We start from the raw sequence: 15,709 nt of genomic DNA, 5'->3' as shown, positions 1-15,709 counted from the left end.
ATGAAGGCGGCCGTCATACTCCGTTCTTCAAAGGCTATCGTCCACAGTTCTACTTCCGTACAACTGACGTGACCGGTACCATCGAACTGCCAGAAGGCGTAGAGATGGTAATGCCAGGTGACAACATCAACATGGTAGTTACCTTGATCCATCCAATCGCGATGGATGACGGCTTGCGTTTTGCAATCCGTGAAGGTGGCCGTACCGTAGGTGCTGGTGTGGTTGCTAAAGTTATCGCTTAATCGCTGATAATTTCATGCAATATGAAAAGGGTGCTTCGGCGCCCTTTTTTATGCGTCGGAGTTGCAATAATAACGATTCTCATTTACGATAAGTTTGGTTTTTGTCCGATGTGTGGTTTATATGTACGTATGTTTGTGTAATTCTGTTAGTGATAAAACAATCCGCCAAGTTGTTCGCCGATATCAGCCACAGACGTTTCAGCAGCTAAGAAATTTTGTCCCGGTAGGGACCCAATGTGGAAAGTGCATTCGTGTAGCTCGTCAGATAATGGAAGACGAATTACAGCAGATACCTCAGTTCGACAACATCGCTTAAAATACATCGCCGAAAAGTAGGCCTTTTCTTTGACTTACTCTGATCTGGATCTACGCTTTAGATACCGGAATGGAGGAGTTACCTATGAAAGGCGATAAAAAAGTCATTGCACACCTCAATAAACTTCTTGGAAATGAGCTGGTTGCTATCAGTCAGTACTTTTTGCATGCCCGTATGTTTAAGAATTGGGGATTGATGCGTCTGAACGGCATCGAATATCATGAGTCTATCGACGAAATGAAACATGCTGACATTTATATCGAACGTATCCTTTTCCTTGAAGGGCTACCAAACTTACAAGACCTCGGCAAGTTACATATTGGCGAAGATGTAGAAGAGATGCTGAAATCCGATTTGGCTCTGGAGTTTGAAGGCGCAAAAGATCTGCGCGAAGCCATCGCTTATGCGGACTCAGTACATGATTATGTCAGCCGTGATTTGATGATAACTATTCTCGCAGACGAAGAGCACCACATCGACTGGCTCGAAACTGAGATTGAGCTAATTGGGCGAATAGGCATTCAAAATTATATCCAGTCCCAGTTGAAAGAAGATTCTCAGTAATTCATGCTGCTGCTAGCGAAAAGAACATCAGCCAGAAAATATTGCTCTCTTGGCTGATGTAAACAACTGCCCCCGCTATTGCCAGGCATGGCCCAAAAGGAATCTTGCCTGTCTTTTTTCTAACAAATGCCCGCATAGTGATAAAAACGAGTCCTATCAATGCTGCCAGAATGCAAAGATAGGGTAACGATTGCCACCCCATCCATGCGCCAAGTGCAGCCAGCAGTTTAAAATCTCCGTACCCCATTCCTTCTTTGTTGCTCAGGATTTTGAATCCCCAATAGAGACTCCACAAAGCCAGATATCCCGCAACTGCGCCGTATAACGAATCATGAATTGTCACTTCGCTTGTTACTGAATGAACCAATAATCCTAACCACATCAGAGGCAGTGTCAGCATATCGGGCAATAAATAAGTTGAACTGTCGATCAGGCTTAAAGCTAACAAGAACCACATTAATACGAGTGCACTGATTAGAGTAAACGGAGTATCGAAAAGAAGGGACATTCCGAGAAATAGCAGCGCACATGCCAGCTCATTTAAGGGATAGTGCAGGGGGATTTTTACATGACAGTAGTGACATCTCCCTTGCAAAAGAAGCCAACTCAAAAGCGGTATATTCTGCCAGAATCTCAGTGGGTGTTTGCATTCTGTACAGTGTGATGCAGGGAAGCACAGATTGAGTTGGCATTCATATTCAGGCTGATGTTTATTGAGCATCATAGGCAAACGGTATACTACGACGTTAAGAAAACTTCCCGCCGCCAGACCAATCATTAAGACGATATTATGGTAGATAAATTTTGATGGTGAGAGAAAATCAACTATTGATGAATAGTCCAAGGGCAAAACTCCATTTGCGTGGGAAGGGCGGTAGGGTTCCCTGCCAGTTATGTGGGCAATGATGCTAGTGTATCTCTGAGGGGTAAGTGGGTGAGGGGTTGAGGTTGTTATGAGAGTTGTAAATGCGCGCTGCATTCAGGAATTGATTACAGATAGGCTCCGCAGACGTTTATATACTCTGCATTGCGGAACCGAACCTACTATTCGGGGGTTGGGCGTACGAACACACCGCGGCGGTATTTGAGTGAAATAAAGGCGCTTTCCCCATCAGAAAGGTTGCTTCTTGTCCTCATTTACGTATAATGCGCGGGCTTACCTAATCTTGGTAAGTCTAATTCATTCAGAATTAGTTGGCTGACATGCAGTACTGTCAGCCAAACAATACTCCCGATATGGGGGTTATATGAAGAACGATTACACTCACCCATCAATCGAAATGGGTATGAGTAGTAATTACTTACGTTTAAAATAATTGGAGCTCTGGTCTCATGCAGAACCAAAGAATCCGTATCCGCCTGAAAGCGTTTGATCATCGTTTGATCGATCAATCAACTGCGGAAATCGTTGAGACTGCGAAGCGCACTGGTGCGCAAGTTCGTGGTCCAATCCCGCTGCCGACCCGCAAAGAGCGTTTTACTATTCTGATTTCACCGCACGTCAATAAAGATGCGCGCGATCAGTATGAAATTCGTACTCACAAGCGTCTGGTTGACATCGTTGAGCCAACCGAGAAAACCGTTGATGCTCTGATGCGTCTGGATCTGGCTGCTGGTGTAGACGTGCAGATCAGCCTGGGTTAATCAGGGTCATTGACGATTGAGAGGTTGAAACAATGATTGGTTTAGTCGGTAAGAAAGTGGGCATGACTCGTATCTTCACTGAAGATGGCGTTTCTATCCCAGTAACCGTTATCGAAATTGAAGCAAACCGCGTTACTCAGGTCAAAGACCTGGACAACGATGGTTACCGTGCTGTGCAAGTTACTACTGGTAGCAAAAAAGCTAACCGTGTAACCAAACCAGAAGCGGGTCACTTCGCTAAAGCTGGCGTAGAAGCTGGCCGTGGTTTGTGGGAATTCCGCCTTGCAGAAGGTGAGGAATTTACTGCAGGTCAGAATATTAGCGTTGAAATTTTCGCAGACGTTAAGAAAGTCGATGTTACCGGTACTTCTAAAGGTAAAGGTTTTGCTGGCACTGTAAAGCGCTGGAACTTCCGTACCCAAGACGCTACCCATGGTAACTCCTTGGCACACCGTGGACATGGTTCAATCGGTCAGAACCAGACTCCAGGTAAAGTGTTTAAAGGAAAGAAAATGGCAGGCCAACTAGGTAACGAGCGCGTAACCGTTCAAAGCCTGGATGTAGTTCGCGTTGATGCTGAGCGCAACCTACTACTGGTCAAGGGTGCTGTTCCGGGTGCTACCGGTAGCAACCTGATCGTTAAACCTGCTGTTAAGGCTTAACGTCGAGGAGATAGGAATGGAATTAGTAGTGAAAGACGCGCAAAGCGCGCTGACTGTTTCCGAAACTACCTTCGGGCGTGATTTCAATGAAGCGCTGGTACACCAGGTCGTTGTTGCTTATGCAGCAGGTGCCCGTCAAGGTACTCGCGCTCAGAAGACCCGTGCTGAAGTAACTGGTTCCGGTAAGAAACCTTGGCGTCAGAAAGGTACTGGCCGTGCGCGAGCAGGTTCTGTAAAGAGCCCAATCTGGCGTTCAGGTGGTGTAACCTTCGCTGCAAAGCCACAGGACCACAGTCAAAAAGTAAACAAAAAGATGTACCGCGGCGCGCTGAAAAGCATTCTGTCCGAACTGGTACGTCAAGATCGCTTGATCGTAGTCGAGACGTTCTCTGTAGAAGCGCCTAAAACTAAGCTGCTTGCACAGAAACTGAAAGACATGGCTCTGGAAGACGTGCTGATTATTACCGGCGAAGTCGACGAGAACCTGTTCCTGGCCGCACGCAACCTGTACAAGGTTGATGTTCGTGACGTAGCAGGTATCGATCCAGTAAGCCTGATCGCCTTCGACAAAGTCGTTATGACTTCTGACGCGGTGAAGCAAGTTGAGGAGATGCTGGCATGATTCGTGAAGAACGTCTGCTGAAAGTAGTGCGCGCGCCGCACGTTTCTGAAAAAGCCTCTTCTGCGATGGAAAAGAACAATACCATCGTTCTCAAAGTTGCCAAAGACGCGACTAAAGCAGAAATCAAAGCTGCGGTTAAGAAACTGTTTGAAGTCGAAGTCGAAGGCGTTAACACTCTGCTTGTTAAAGGCAAAGTGAAACGTCACGGTCAGCGTGTCGGTCGTCGTAGCGACTGGAAAAAAGCTTACGTCACCCTGAAAGAAGGCCAGAATCTGGACTTCATCAGCGGCGCAGAGTAAGTCGGAGGAGTTTGAACAATGGCAATTGTTAAATGTAAACCTACATCTCCGGGCCGTCGCCATGTTGTTAAAGTGGTTAACCAGGAGTTGCACAAGGGTAAACCTTATGCCCCGCTGCTTGAGAAATTGAGCAAAAGCGGTGGTCGTAACAACAATGGCCGTATCACCACCCGTCATATCGGTGGTGGCCACAAGCAGCATTATCGTCTGGTTGACTTCAAACGCAACAAAGATGGTATCGCAGCAGTGGTTGAGCGTCTGGAGTACGATCCGAACCGTTCCGCGAATATCGCGCTGGTTCTGTACAAAGACGGCGAACGCCGTTATATCCTGGCGCCGAAAGGCCTGAAAGTGGGTGACCAGATCCAATCTGGTGTTGATGCTGCAATCAAGACAGGTAACACCCTGCCTATGCGCAACATCCCAGTAGGTTCAACGGTTCACAACGTAGAAATGAAACCAGGTAAGGGTGGCCAGATGGCTCGTTCTGCTGGTGCCTACGTTCAGATCGTTGCTCGTGACGGTTCCTACGTAACTCTGCGTCTGCGCTCTGGCGAAATGCGTAAAGTTCAAGTCGATTGCCGCGCCACCTTAGGTGAAGTCGGTAACGCTGAACATATGCTTCGCGTTCTGGGTAAAGCAGGTGCTGCTCGTTGGCGTGGTATTCGCCCTACCGTTCGCGGTACAGCGATGAACCCAGTCGATCACCCACACGGTGGTGGTGAAGGTCGTAACTTTGGTAAGCACCCGGTAACCCCGTGGGGCGTTCAAACCAAAGGTAAGAAGACCCGTAGCAACAAGCGTACTGACAAGTTCATCGTACGTCGCCGTAGTAAAAAATAATTAGAGGATAAGCCATGCCACGTTCTCTCAAGAAAGGTCCCTTTATTGACCTGCACTTGCTGAAGAAGGTAGAGAAAGCGGTGGAAAGCGGTGACAAGAAGCCTTTGCGCACTTGGTCCCGTCGTTCAACGATCTTTCCTAACATGATCGGTTTGACCATCGCTGTCCATAATGGTCGTCAGCACGTACCAGTATTTGTTTCCGATGAAATGGTCGGTCATAAACTGGGTGAATTCGCGCCGACTCGTACTTATCGCGGCCATGCGGCTGATAAAAAAGCTAAAAAGCGCTAAGGTAGGAGGAAGAGATGGAAACTATCGCTAAACATCGCCACGCTCGTTCTTCTGCTCAGAAGGTCCGCCTTGTTGCAGACCTGATCCGCGGTAAGAAAGTGTCGCAAGCTCTGGAAACTTTGGCCTATACCAACAAAAAAGCTGCTGGTTTGGTTAAGAAGGTACTAGAGTCTGCCATTGCTAACGCAGAACACAACGATGGCGCTGACATCGATGATCTGAAAGTCACGAAGATTTTCGTAGACGAAGGCCCAAGTATGAAGCGCATTATGCCTCGTGCTAAAGGTCGTGCAGATCGCATTCTGAAGCGCACCAGCCACATTACTGTGGTTGTGTCCGATCGCTGAGACTCTGGAGACTAGCAATGGGTCAGAAAGTACATCCTAATGGTATTCGCCTAGGTATTGTCAAACCTTGGAATTCTACCTGGTATGCAAATACCAAAGATTTCGCTGACAACCTGGACAGCGACTTTAAAGTTCGCCAGTTCTTGACTAAAGAACTGTCGAAAGCTTCCGTTTCTCGCATCGTTATCGAGCGTCCAGCGAAGAGCATCCGTGTGACTATTCACACCGCTCGTCCTGGCATCGTTATCGGCAAGAAAGGCGAAGATGTCGAAAAACTGCGTAAGGTCGTAGCGGGTATCGCTGGCGTTCCTGCGCAAATCAATATCGCCGAAATCCGTAAACCGGAACTTGACGCTAAATTGGTTGCTGACAGTATCACTTCTCAGCTGGAACGCCGTGTTATGTTCCGTCGTGCTATGAAGCGTGCTGTACAGAACGCAATGCGTCTTGGCGCTAAAGGAATTAAAGTTGAAGTAAGCGGCCGCCTTGGCGGTGCTGAAATCGCGCGTACCGAATGGTACCGTGAAGGTCGTGTTCCGTTGCACACACTGCGTGCGGATATCGATTACAACACTTCCGAAGCGCACACCACTTATGGTGTGATCGGCGTAAAAGTGTGGATCTTCAAAGGTGAGATTCTGGGTGGTATGGCTGCAGTTGAACAACCTGAACCGGCTGCTCAACCTAAAAAGCAGCAGCGTAAAGGCCGCAAGTAAGGAGAGTCGCTGATGTTACAACCAAAGCGTACAAAATTCCGTAAGGTGCACAAAGGCCGCAACCGTGGCCTTGCGCAAGGCACGGATGTGAGCTTCGGCACTTACGGTCTGAAAGCTGTTGGCCGTGGTCGTCTGACTGCTCGTCAAATTGAAGCAGCACGTCGTGCGATGACCCGTGCAGTTAAGCGTCAAGGTAAGATCTGGATCCGTGTATTCCCGGACAAACCGATCACCGAGAAGCCACTGGAAGTTCGTATGGGTAAAGGTAAGGGTAACGTAGAGTATTGGGTCGCCCTGATCCAGCCTGGTAAAGTCCTGTACGAAATGGACGGTGTGCCTGAAGAGGTAGCTCGTGAAGCCTTCCAGCTGGCAGCAGCCAAACTGCCTATCAAAACCACCTTTGTAACTAAGACGGTGATGTAATGAAAGCACAAGAGCTGCGCGAAAAAAGCGTGGAAGAGCTGAACACTGAGCTTCTTAACCTTTTGCGTGAGCAGTTTAACCTGCGCATGCAAACGGCAAGTGGCCAGTTGCAGCAAACACACCTGTTGAAACAAGTGCGTCGTGATGTTGCACGTGTGAAGACTTTACTGACTGAAAAGGCGGGTGCGTAATGAGTGACAAGATCCGTACTCTGCAAGGTCGTGTTATCAGTGACAAAATGGAGAAATCCATGGTTGTCGCGATTGAACGTTTTGTGAAACACCCAATCTACGGTAAGTTCATCAAACGTACGACTAAGCTACACGTACATGACGAGAACAATGAATGCGGTATCGGCGATGTCGTTGAAATTAGCGAATGCCGTCCGCTGTCTAAGACTAAGTCTTGGACACTGGTTCGCGTTGTAGGGAAAGCGATTCTGTAATAGAATCACTTGCTCGAAAATAGATAAACGGCTCATGAACTGTGGGCCGTTTATTTTTTCTACCCATAATCTGGAACCGGTGTTATAATGCCGCGCCCTCATTTGTGGGGATTTCTTAATGACCTATCCTGGGTCCTAAAGTTGTAGTTGACATTAGCGGAGCACTAACATGATCCAAGAACAGACTATGCTGACCGTGGCCGACAACTCCGGTGCACGTCGCGTAATGTGTATCAAGGTTCTAGGTGGCTCGCACCGTCGCTACGCAGGCATCGGTGACATCATCAAAATTACCATCAAGGAAGCAATTCCTCGCGGTAAGGTGAAGAAAGGCGATGTGCTGAAGGCGGTAGTGGTGCGCACCAAGAAGGGTGTTCGTCGCCCGGACGGTTCTGTCATTCGCTTCGATGGTAATGCATGCGTTATTTTAAACAATAACAGCGAGCAACCTATCGGCACGCGTATTTTTGGGCCGGTAACTCGTGAACTGCGTAATGAGAAGTTCATGAAAATTATCTCTCTGGCACCAGAAGTACTCTAAGGAGCGAAACATGGCAGCGAAAATCCGTCGTGATGACGAAGTTATCCTGCTTACCGGTAAAGATAAAGGTAAGCGCGGTAAAGTTAAAAATGTCCTGTCTTCTGGTAAGGTCATTGTTGAAGGTATCAACCTGGTTAAAAAACATCAGAAGCCTGTCCCGGCCCTGAACCAACCAGGCGGCATCGTTGAAAAAGAAGCTGCAATTCAGGTTTCTAACGTTGCACTCTTCAACTCGGCAACCGGTAAGGCTGACCGTGTAGGCTTTAGATTCGAAGATGGCAAAAAAGTCCGTTTCTTCAAATCTAACAGCGTAACTATCAAGTAATTTGGAGTAGTACGATGGCGAAACTGCATGATTACTACAAAGACGATGTCGTAAAAAAACTCATGACTGAGTTTGGTTACAATTCTGTCATGCAAGTCCCTCGGGTCGAGAAGATCACCCTGAACATGGGTGTGGGTGAAGCGATCGCTGACAAGAAACTGCTGGATAATGCAGCAGCTGACTTGGCAGCAATCTCCGGTCAAAAGCCGTTGATCACCAAAGCACGCAAATCAGTTGCAGGCTTCAAAATCCGTCAGGGCTATCCGATCGGCTGTAAAGTAACTCTGCGTGGCGAACGCATGTGGGAGTTCTTTGAGCGTCTGGTCTCCATTGCTGTTCCACGTATTCGTGACTTCCGCGGCTTGTCTGCTAAGTCTTTCGATGGTCGTGGTAACTACAGCATGGGCGTGCGTGAACAGATCATCTTCCCGGAAATCGATTATGATAAAGTCGATCGCGTTCGTGGTTTAGATATTACTATCACCACTACTGCGAAATCCGATGATGAAGGCCGTGCGTTACTGGCTGCCTTTAACTTCCCGTTCCGCAAGTAAGGCAGGGTTACTAATGGCTAAGCAATCCATGAAAGCACGCGAAGTCGTTCGCGTGAAACTGGCTGACAAATTCCGTGCTAAACGCGAGGAATTGAAAGCTATTATCTCTGGTGTGAACTCATCCGACGAAGATCGTTGGGATGCAGTTCTTAAGCTGCAGTCTCTGCCGCGTGATTCCAGCCCGTCTCGTCAGCGTAACCGCTGTCGTCAAACTGGTCGTCCGCATGCTTTCCTGCGGAAGTTCGGGTTGAGCCGTATTAAGGTCCGTGAAGCCGCTATGCGCGGTGAAATTCCGGGTCTTAAAAAGGCTAGCTGGTAATTGTCACCAATTGAATCACGGGAGTAAAGACAGATGAGCATGCAAGATCCGATCGCGGATATGCTGACCCGTATCCGTAACGGTCAAGCCGCGAACAAAGTTGCGGTCACCATGCCTTCCTCCAAGCTGAAAGTGGCTATTGCCAACGTGCTGAAGGAAGAAGGCTATATTGAAGAATTTAAAATCGAAGGCGACACCAAACCTGAACTGGAATTAGTACTTAAGTACTACCAGGGCAAGTCAGTGGTAGAAAGCATTCAACGTATCAGCCGTCCAGGTCTGCGCATCTATAAGAAAAAAGATGAGCTGCCAAAAGTTATGGCCGGTATGGGTATCGCTGTTATTTCTACCTCTAAAGGTGTTATGACTGATCGTGCAGCTCGCCAGGCTGGTCTTGGTGGCGAGATTATCTGCTACGTAGCTTAATCGGGAGGAAAGCATGTCTCGTGTTGCAAAAGCACCCGTCGTCATTCCTGCCGGCGTAGAGGTAAAACTCAACGGTCAGGTTATTTCGATAAAGGGTAAAAACGGCGAGCTGTCACGTACTATCCATAATGCCGTTGAAGTTAAACAGGAAGAAAATACACTGACTTTCGCTCCGCGCGAAGGCTCTGTAGACGGATGGGCCCAAGCGGGTACCACTCGTGCACTGTTGAACGCAATGGTTGTTGGTGTTACCGATGGCTTCATTAAAAAGCTTCAACTGGTAGGTGTTGGTTATCGTGCTGCTGTTAAAGGCAATGTGGTGAATTTAGCTTTAGGCTTCTCTCACCCAGTCGAGCACCAACTGCCGGAAGGCATTACTGCTGAATGTCCGACCCAAACTGAAATCGTGCTGAAAGGCGCTGATAAACAAGTTATTGGTCAGGTTGCAGCAGATTTACGTGCCTACCGTCGTCCTGAGCCTTATAAAGGCAAGGGTGTCCGTTACGCCGACGAAGTCGTGCGTACCAAAGAGGCTAAGAAGAAGTAAGGTAACACTATGGATAAGAAATCTGCTCGTATCCGTCGTGCGACCCGCGCACGCCGTAAGCTCAAAGAACTGGGTGCGACACGTCTGGTGGTACATCGTACCCCGCGTCATATTTACGCACAGGTGATTGCACCAAACGGTTCTGAAGTAATAGTTTCTGCCTCTACTGTAGAAAAAACTATCACTGAGCAACTGAAGTATACCGGCAACAAAGATGCTGCCACTGCTGTAGGTAAAGCTATTGCAGAACGCGCATTGGAAAAAGGGATCACGAAAGTATCCTTTGACCGTTCCGGTTTCCAATATCATGGTCGAGTCCAGGCACTGGCAGATGCTGCCCGTGAAGCTGGCCTTCAGTTCTAAGGAAGAGGTTTAAGATGGCTCACATCGAAAAACAAGCTGGCGAACTGCAGGAAAAGCTGATCGCGGTAAACCGCGTATCTAAAACCGTAAAAGGTGGCCGTATCTTCAGCTTTACCGCACTGACAGTAGTTGGTGATGGTAACGGTCGCGTTGGTTTTGGCTACGGCAAAGCACGCGAAGTTCCGGCAGCGATACAGAAAGCGATGGAAAAAGCCCGTCGCAACATGATGAATGTCGCGCTGAACAGCGGCACCTTGCAGCATCCTGTTAAAGGTGCTCATACGGGTTCCCGTGTGTTCATGCAGCCGGCTTCCGAAGGTACCGGTATTATTGCCGGTGGCGCAATGCGTGCCGTCCTGGAAGTCGCTGGGGTGCATAACGTATTGGCTAAAGCTTATGGTTCTACAAACCCAATCAACGTGGTTCGTGCAACTATTGATGCTCTGGCAAATATGAAATCCCCACAAATGGTCGCTGCCAAGCGTGGTAAATCCGTTGAAGAAATTCTGGGGTAATTAACCATGGCAAAGACTATTAAAGTTACACAAACTCGCAGCTCCATTGGCCGTTTACCGAAGCATAAAGCTACTCTGCTCGGCCTGGGTCTGCGTCGCATTGGTCACACCGTAGAGCGCGAGGATACTCCTGCTGTACGCGGTATGATCAACCAAGTTTCCTACATGGTTAAGGTTGAGGAGTAAGAGATGCGTTTAAATACTCTGTCTCCGGCTGAAGGTGCCAAACAAGCGCCGAGGCGTGTAGGTCGTGGTATTGGTTCTGGCCTGGGTAAAACCGCTGGTCGTGGTCACAAAGGTCAGAACTCACGTTCTGGCGGTGGCGTACGTCGTGGTTTTGAAGGTGGTCAGATGCCTTTATATCGTCGTTTGCCGAAATTCGGCTTCACCTCTCGCAAAGCGATGATCACGGCAGAAGTTCGTCTGTCTGAACTTGCACTTGTTGAAGGCGACGTAATCGACCTAAACACGCTGAAAGCCGCTAACGTAGTTGGTATCCAGATCGAATTCGCGAAAGTTATCCTTTCCGGCGAAGTTGGTCGTGCGGTAACTCTGCGTGGTTTGCGTGTCACTAAAGGCGCTCGTGTTGCTATCGAAGCTGCTGGCGGTAAAATTGAGGAATAAGTAGCAGATGGCTAAGCAACCGGGGTTAGATTTCCAAAGTGCCAAGGGTGGACTAGGCGAACTGAAGCGCAGACTTTTGTTTGTTATCGGTGCGTTGATTGTTTTCCGTATCGGCTCTTTTATTCCGATCCCTGGTATTGATGCCACTGTACTTGCCAAATTGCTCGAGCAGCAAAGAGGCACCATCATTGAAATGTTTAATATGTTCTCTGGTGGTGCTCTTAGCCGTGCTTCTATCTTTGCTCTGGGGATCATGCCATATATTTCGGCGTCGATCATTATCCAGCTACTAACGGTGGTTCATCCAACGTTGGCTGAAATTAAGAAAGAAGGGGAGGCTGGCCGTCGCAAGATTAGTCAGTACACCCGTTACGGTACGCTGGTATTAGCTGTGTTTCAGTCGATCGGTATTGCTACCGGTTTACCGAACATGCCTGGTATGCAGGGCCTGGTGTTAAATCCAGGCTTTGCCTTCTACTTTACTGCAGTTGTGAGCTTAGTGACCGGGACAATGTTCCTGATGTGGCTGGGTGAGCAGATTACTGAGCGTGGTATCGGTAACGGTATCTCAATCATAATCTTTGCTGGTATAGTAGCGGGTCTCCCGCCGGCAGTAGCGCATACTATTGAACAAGCTCGGCAAGGCGACCTGCACTTCCTCCTGTTGCTGTTGGTTGCAGTTTTAGTGTTTGCAGTGACTTTCTTTGTTGTTTTTGTGGAACGCGGTCAACGTCGTATTGTCGTTAACTACGCTAAGCGTCAACAAGGTCGTCGTGTCTATGCAGCACAGAGCACACACTTACCGTTGAAAGTGAATATGGCCGGGGTTATCCCTGCAATCTTTGCTTCCAGCATAATTCTGTTCCCTGCCACGATTGCATCATGGTTCGGGGGCGGAACTGGTTGGAACTGGCTGACTACGATTTCGCTGTATTTGCAGCCTGGACAACCGCTTTATGTGTTACTCTATGCGACTGCGATCATCTTCTTCTGTTTCTTTTACACTGCGTTGGTTTTCAACCCACGTGAGACAGCAGATAACCTGAAGAAGTCCGGTGCATTTGTACCAGGAATTCGTCCGGGAGAGCAAACGGCGAAGTATATCGATAAAGTGATGACACGTTTAACCTTAATTGGTGCGATGTATATTACTTTCATCTGCCTTATCCCGGAGTTCATGCGTGACGCAATGAAAGTGCCATTTTACTTTGGTGGTACCTCACTACTTATTGTAGTTGTCGTCATTATGGACTTTATGGCTCAAGTGCAAACTCTGATGATGTCAAGTCAGTATGAGTCTGCATTGAAGAAAGCAAACCTGAAAGGCTATAATCGCTAATCTGGTGCGTTTGAGAAGTTACGGAGAGTAAAAATGAAAGTTCGTGCTTCCGTCAAGAAATTATGTCGTAACTGCAAAATTGTTAAGCGTAACGGTATCGTTCGCGTAATCTGCAGCGCAGAACCGAAGCATAAACAGCGTCAAGGCTGATTATCTCGCATATTTTTCTTGCAAAGTTGGATTGAGCTGGCTAGATTGGCCAGCCAATCTTTTGTATGTAAGCAGTAACACTGTTTGAGTATCCTGAAAACGGGCTTTTCAGAACGGTGTTACCGTATATAAATAGTAGGAGTGCATAGTGGCCCGTATAGCAGGCATTAACATTCCTGATCAGAAACATACCGTGATCGCATTAACTTCGATCTATGGTATTGGCAAAACCCGCTCACAGACTATCTGTGCGGCATCCGGTATTGCTGAAAATGTTAAGATCAGTGAGCTGTCTGAAGAGCAAATCGAAAAACTGCGCGAACAAGTTGCCAAGTTCATTGTTGAAGGTGATCTGCGTCGTGAAGTCACCCTGAGCATCAAGCGTCTTATGGACCTTGGAACTTATCGTGGTTTGCGTCATCGTCGTGGTCTCCCAGTACGCGGTCAGCGTACGAAGACTAACGCACGTACCCGTAAGGGTCCGCGTAAACCGATCAAGAAATAATCGGGGTGATTGAATAAATGGCAAAGGCACCTGTTCGTACACGTAAACGTGTAAGAAAACAAGTCTCTGACGGCGTGGCTCATATCCATGCTTCTTTCAACAACACCATTGTTACTATTACCGATCGTCAGGGTAATGCTTTGGGTTGGGCAACAGCTGGTGGTTCCGGTTTCCGTGGTTCTCGTAAGTCTACTCCGTTTGCAGCCCAGGTTGCAGCAGAGCGCTGCGCTGACGCAGTGAAAGAATACGGTATCAAGAATCTGGAAGTTATGGTTAAAGGACCTGGTCCTGGTCGTGAGTCTACTATCCGTGCGTTAAACGCGGCTGGTTTCCGCATCACTAATATTACTGATGTGACTCCGATTCCTCATAACGGTTGTCGTCCACCGAAAAAGCGCCGCGTATAACGCTGCTTTTAGGATTGTTGGAGAGAGAAAATGGCAAGATATTTGGGTCCTAAGCTCAAGCTTAGCCGTCGTGAGGGCACAGATTTATTCCTTAAATCTGGCGTTCGCGCGATCGATACCAAGTGTAAAATCGATCAAGCTCCTGGTCAGCACGGTGCGCGTAAACCGCGTCTGTCTGACTATGGTGTGCAGTTGCGTGAAAAGCAAAAAGTTCGTCGTATCTATGGCATCTTGGAGCGTCAATTCCGCAACTATTATAAAGAAGCAGCTCGCCTTAAAGGCAACACCGGTGAAAACCTGTTGCAATTACTTGAAGGGCGTCTTGATAACGTTGTTTATCGTATGGGCTTCGGTGCTACTCGTGCGGAATCGCGCCAGCTAGTTAGCCACAAAGCTATTATGGTAAACGGTCGCGTTGTTAACATCGCTTCTTATCAGGTATCTCCGAACGACGTTGTCAGCATCCGTGAGAAAGCTAAACAGCAATCTCGCGTAAAGGCCGCTTTGGAGTTGGCTGAACAGCGTGAAAAGCCGACTTGGCTTGAAGTTGATGCCTCTAAGATGGAAGGTGTGTTCAAGCGTATGCCTGAACGTACTGATCTGTCTGCTGACATTAACGAACACCTGATCGTCGAGCTTTACTCTAAGTAAAGCTTAGTACCAAAGAGAGGACACAATGCAGGGTTCTGTGACAGAGTTTCTAAAACCGCGCCTGGTAGATATCGAGCAAGTCAGTTCGACGCACGCCAAGGTGACCCTTGAGCCTTTAGAGCGTGGCTTTGGCCATACTCTTGGCAATGCACTGCGCCGTATTCTGCTTTCATCCATGCCGGGTTGCGCGGTGACCGAGGTTGAGATTGATGGTGTACTGCATGAGTACAGCACCAAAGAAGGCGTACAGGAAGATATCCTGGAGATCTTGCTCAACCTGAAAGGGCTGGCGGTGAGAGTTCAAGGGAAAGATGAAGTTATCCTTACCCTGAATAAGTCTGGCATTGGCCCTGTGACTGCAGCCGACATTACCCATGATGGTGATGTCGAAGTCGTCAAGCCGCAACACGTTATCTGCCACCTGACCGATGAAAACGCTGCTATTAGTATGCGTATCAAAGTTCAGCGCGGTCGTGGTTATGTGCCGGCGTCTGCCCGAATTCATTCGGAAGAAGATGAGCGCCCAATTGGTCGCCTGTTGGTAGATGCATGCTACAGCCCTGTAGAGCGAATTGCCTACAATGTTGAAGCAGCGCGTGTAGAACAGCGTACTGATTTGGACAAGCTGGTTATCGAAATGGAAACCAACGGCACGATCGATCCTGAAGAGGCGATCCGTCGTGCGGCAACCATTCTTGCTGAACAACTTGAAGCTTTCGTTGATTTACGTGATGTACGTCAGCCGGAAGTCAAAGAAGAGAAGCCGGAATTCGATCCAATCCTGCTGCGCCCTGTTGACGATCTGGAATTGACTGTCCGCTCTGCTAACTGCCTCAAAGCAGAAGCAATCCACTACATCGGTGATCTGGTACAGCGCACTGAGGTTGAGCTACTTAAAACGCCTAACCTTGGTAAAAAATCTCTTACTGAGATTAAAGACGTACTTGCTTCCCGTGGTTTGTCTCTGGGCATGCGCCTGGAAAACTGGCCACCAGCAAGTATCGCTGACGAGTAACCGGATCACAGG

At 48.2% G+C, this 15,709-nt stretch carries 31 protein-coding genes; 30 read left to right on the top strand and 1 reads right to left on the bottom strand.

Annotation, left to right across the window (positions count from 1 at the left end; translation table 11 throughout):
* The 3 genes from ACMV8I_RS21105 to bfr all read left to right on the top strand — a co-directional run.
* The coding region (locus tag ACMV8I_RS21105) for an EF-Tu C-terminal domain-related protein (protein WP_498867080.1) at positions 1 to 242 on the top strand (242 nt) is incomplete at its 5' end.
* Positions 243 to 363: 121 nt separating this feature from the next.
* Positions 364 to 558, top strand: a complete 195-nt coding sequence (bfd, locus tag ACMV8I_RS21100; RefSeq protein WP_498867121.1) for a bacterioferritin-associated ferredoxin — start codon at positions 364 to 366, stop codon at positions 556 to 558.
* A gap of 84 nt (positions 559 to 642) precedes the next feature.
* Positions 643 to 1,122, top strand: a complete 480-nt coding sequence (gene bfr, locus ACMV8I_RS21095; RefSeq protein WP_498867120.1) for a bacterioferritin — start codon at positions 643 to 645, stop codon at positions 1,120 to 1,122.
* A gap of 1 nt (position 1,123) precedes the next feature.
* Here bfr and ACMV8I_RS21090 read toward each other — a convergent pair whose 3' ends face one another.
* The gene (locus tag ACMV8I_RS21090; RefSeq protein ID WP_498867119.1) at positions 1,124 to 1,966 is read right to left on the bottom strand and encodes a prepilin peptidase; all 843 of its coding nucleotides are present in this window, start codon (positions 1,964 to 1,966) and stop codon (positions 1,124 to 1,126) included.
* Between the two features lie 488 nt (positions 1,967 to 2,454).
* On the opposite strand from ACMV8I_RS21090, the gene rpsJ reads away from it, so the two are divergent.
* The 27 genes from rpsJ to ACMV8I_RS20955 all read left to right on the top strand — a co-directional run bounded on the left by rpsJ (position 2,455) and on the right by ACMV8I_RS20955 (position 15,697).
* The gene (rpsJ, locus tag ACMV8I_RS21085) at positions 2,455 to 2,766 is read left to right on the top strand and encodes a 30S ribosomal protein S10 (protein WP_009639175.1); all 312 of its coding nucleotides are present in this window, start codon (positions 2,455 to 2,457) and stop codon (positions 2,764 to 2,766) included.
* A 32-nt stretch (positions 2,767 to 2,798) separates the two neighbouring features.
* The gene (rplC, locus tag ACMV8I_RS21080) at positions 2,799 to 3,428 is read left to right on the top strand and encodes a 50S ribosomal protein L3 (protein ID WP_188475486.1); all 630 of its coding nucleotides are present in this window, start codon (positions 2,799 to 2,801) and stop codon (positions 3,426 to 3,428) included.
* Positions 3,429 to 3,444: 16 nt separating this feature from the next.
* On the top strand, positions 3,445 to 4,050 hold the full coding sequence (gene rplD / locus ACMV8I_RS21075; RefSeq protein WP_140476088.1) for a 50S ribosomal protein L4: 606 nt from the start codon (positions 3,445 to 3,447) through the stop codon (positions 4,048 to 4,050).
* Entirely contained in the window at positions 4,047 to 4,349 is a 303-nt protein-coding gene (rplW, locus tag ACMV8I_RS21070; RefSeq protein WP_188475487.1) for a 50S ribosomal protein L23, read from the top strand. The genes rplD and rplW overlap by 4 nt, the downstream gene beginning before the upstream one ends.
* 18 nt (positions 4,350 to 4,367) lie before the next feature.
* A complete protein-coding gene (rplB, locus tag ACMV8I_RS21065; RefSeq protein ID WP_498867118.1) occupies positions 4,368 to 5,192 on the top strand; it encodes a 50S ribosomal protein L2 in 825 nt (274 codons plus the stop codon).
* Positions 5,193 to 5,206: 14 nt separating this feature from the next.
* On the top strand, positions 5,207 to 5,485 hold the full coding sequence (rpsS, locus tag ACMV8I_RS21060; RefSeq protein WP_004929772.1) for a 30S ribosomal protein S19: 279 nt from the start codon (positions 5,207 to 5,209) through the stop codon (positions 5,483 to 5,485).
* A gap of 14 nt (positions 5,486 to 5,499) precedes the next feature.
* Positions 5,500 to 5,832 (top strand): 50S ribosomal protein L22, encoded by a 333-nt coding sequence (gene rplV / locus ACMV8I_RS21055; RefSeq protein WP_004391423.1) that lies wholly within the window; start codon positions 5,500 to 5,502, stop codon positions 5,830 to 5,832.
* A 17-nt stretch (positions 5,833 to 5,849) separates the two neighbouring features.
* Positions 5,850 to 6,548, top strand: coding sequence for a 30S ribosomal protein S3 (rpsC, locus tag ACMV8I_RS21050; protein ID WP_188475489.1), 699 nt, complete (start codon positions 5,850 to 5,852; stop codon positions 6,546 to 6,548).
* 12 nt (positions 6,549 to 6,560) lie between these two features.
* Positions 6,561 to 6,971 (top strand): 50S ribosomal protein L16, encoded by a 411-nt coding sequence (gene rplP, locus ACMV8I_RS21045; protein ID WP_104923582.1) that lies wholly within the window; start codon positions 6,561 to 6,563, stop codon positions 6,969 to 6,971.
* Positions 6,971 to 7,162 (top strand): 50S ribosomal protein L29, encoded by a 192-nt coding sequence (rpmC, locus tag ACMV8I_RS21040; RefSeq protein WP_013573692.1) that lies wholly within the window; start codon positions 6,971 to 6,973, stop codon positions 7,160 to 7,162. The genes rplP and rpmC overlap by 1 nt, the downstream gene beginning before the upstream one ends.
* Entirely contained in the window at positions 7,162 to 7,416 is a 255-nt protein-coding gene (rpsQ, locus tag ACMV8I_RS21035) for a 30S ribosomal protein S17 (RefSeq protein WP_498867117.1), read from the top strand. The genes rpmC and rpsQ overlap by 1 nt, the downstream gene beginning before the upstream one ends.
* 169 nt (positions 7,417 to 7,585) lie before the next feature.
* On the top strand, positions 7,586 to 7,957 hold the full coding sequence (gene rplN, locus ACMV8I_RS21030; protein WP_032906604.1) for a 50S ribosomal protein L14: 372 nt from the start codon (positions 7,586 to 7,588) through the stop codon (positions 7,955 to 7,957).
* A 10-nt stretch (positions 7,958 to 7,967) separates the two neighbouring features.
* Positions 7,968 to 8,282 carry a 50S ribosomal protein L24 gene (gene rplX / locus ACMV8I_RS21025; RefSeq protein ID WP_140476098.1) on the top strand — a complete coding sequence of 105 codons (315 nt, stop codon included), beginning with the start codon at positions 7,968 to 7,970 and terminating at the stop codon, positions 8,280 to 8,282.
* A 14-nt stretch (positions 8,283 to 8,296) separates the two neighbouring features.
* The gene (gene rplE, locus ACMV8I_RS21020; RefSeq protein WP_034793676.1) at positions 8,297 to 8,836 is read left to right on the top strand and encodes a 50S ribosomal protein L5; all 540 of its coding nucleotides are present in this window, start codon (positions 8,297 to 8,299) and stop codon (positions 8,834 to 8,836) included.
* Between the two features lie 13 nt (positions 8,837 to 8,849).
* Complete coding sequence (rpsN, locus tag ACMV8I_RS21015) at positions 8,850 to 9,155, top strand: 30S ribosomal protein S14 (protein WP_422794772.1); 306 nt, start codon at positions 8,850 to 8,852, stop codon at positions 9,153 to 9,155.
* Positions 9,156 to 9,188: 33 nt separating this feature from the next.
* On the top strand, positions 9,189 to 9,581 hold the full coding sequence (gene rpsH, locus ACMV8I_RS21010; RefSeq protein ID WP_140476100.1) for a 30S ribosomal protein S8: 393 nt from the start codon (positions 9,189 to 9,191) through the stop codon (positions 9,579 to 9,581).
* Between the two features lie 13 nt (positions 9,582 to 9,594).
* Positions 9,595 to 10,128, top strand: a complete 534-nt coding sequence (gene rplF / locus ACMV8I_RS21005) for a 50S ribosomal protein L6 (RefSeq protein ID WP_498867116.1) — start codon at positions 9,595 to 9,597, stop codon at positions 10,126 to 10,128.
* Positions 10,129 to 10,137: 9 nt separating this feature from the next.
* Positions 10,138 to 10,491: a 50S ribosomal protein L18 gene (gene rplR / locus ACMV8I_RS21000; protein ID WP_498867115.1), complete on the top strand. Its 354-nt coding sequence runs from the start codon at positions 10,138 to 10,140 to the stop codon at positions 10,489 to 10,491.
* 14 nt (positions 10,492 to 10,505) lie between these two features.
* Positions 10,506 to 11,006 carry a 30S ribosomal protein S5 gene (rpsE, locus tag ACMV8I_RS20995; protein WP_013573700.1) on the top strand — a complete coding sequence of 167 codons (501 nt, stop codon included), beginning with the start codon at positions 10,506 to 10,508 and terminating at the stop codon, positions 11,004 to 11,006.
* A 6-nt stretch (positions 11,007 to 11,012) separates the two neighbouring features.
* On the top strand, positions 11,013 to 11,192 hold the full coding sequence (gene rpmD, locus ACMV8I_RS20990; protein ID WP_140476104.1) for a 50S ribosomal protein L30: 180 nt from the start codon (positions 11,013 to 11,015) through the stop codon (positions 11,190 to 11,192).
* Between the two features lie 3 nt (positions 11,193 to 11,195).
* A complete protein-coding gene (rplO, locus tag ACMV8I_RS20985; RefSeq protein ID WP_140476106.1) occupies positions 11,196 to 11,630 on the top strand; it encodes a 50S ribosomal protein L15 in 435 nt (144 codons plus the stop codon).
* 7 nt (positions 11,631 to 11,637) lie between these two features.
* Positions 11,638 to 12,969: a preprotein translocase subunit SecY gene (gene secY / locus ACMV8I_RS20980; RefSeq protein WP_188475493.1), complete on the top strand. Its 1,332-nt coding sequence runs from the start codon at positions 11,638 to 11,640 to the stop codon at positions 12,967 to 12,969.
* Positions 12,970 to 13,002: 33 nt separating this feature from the next.
* Positions 13,003 to 13,119, top strand: a complete 117-nt coding sequence (gene rpmJ / locus ACMV8I_RS20975) for a 50S ribosomal protein L36 (protein WP_012768118.1) — start codon at positions 13,003 to 13,005, stop codon at positions 13,117 to 13,119.
* A gap of 148 nt (positions 13,120 to 13,267) precedes the next feature.
* Positions 13,268 to 13,624, top strand: coding sequence for a 30S ribosomal protein S13 (rpsM, locus tag ACMV8I_RS20970; RefSeq protein ID WP_498867114.1), 357 nt, complete (start codon positions 13,268 to 13,270; stop codon positions 13,622 to 13,624).
* A gap of 17 nt (positions 13,625 to 13,641) precedes the next feature.
* On the top strand, positions 13,642 to 14,031 hold the full coding sequence (rpsK, locus tag ACMV8I_RS20965) for a 30S ribosomal protein S11 (RefSeq protein WP_004929731.1): 390 nt from the start codon (positions 13,642 to 13,644) through the stop codon (positions 14,029 to 14,031).
* A 30-nt stretch (positions 14,032 to 14,061) separates the two neighbouring features.
* Positions 14,062 to 14,682 (top strand): 30S ribosomal protein S4, encoded by a 621-nt coding sequence (gene rpsD / locus ACMV8I_RS20960; protein WP_498867113.1) that lies wholly within the window; start codon positions 14,062 to 14,064, stop codon positions 14,680 to 14,682.
* A 25-nt stretch (positions 14,683 to 14,707) separates the two neighbouring features.
* A complete protein-coding gene (locus ACMV8I_RS20955; RefSeq protein WP_498867112.1) occupies positions 14,708 to 15,697 on the top strand; it encodes a DNA-directed RNA polymerase subunit alpha in 990 nt (329 codons plus the stop codon).
* The last annotated feature ends 12 nt before the right edge of the window (positions 15,698 to 15,709 follow it).

The sequence above is a fragment of the Ewingella sp. S1.OA.A_B6 genome (assembly GCF_049889095.1).
Taxonomy (GTDB): domain Bacteria; phylum Pseudomonadota; class Gammaproteobacteria; order Enterobacterales; family Enterobacteriaceae; genus Ewingella.
This window is presented reverse-complemented; position numbering and strand designations above follow the sequence as displayed.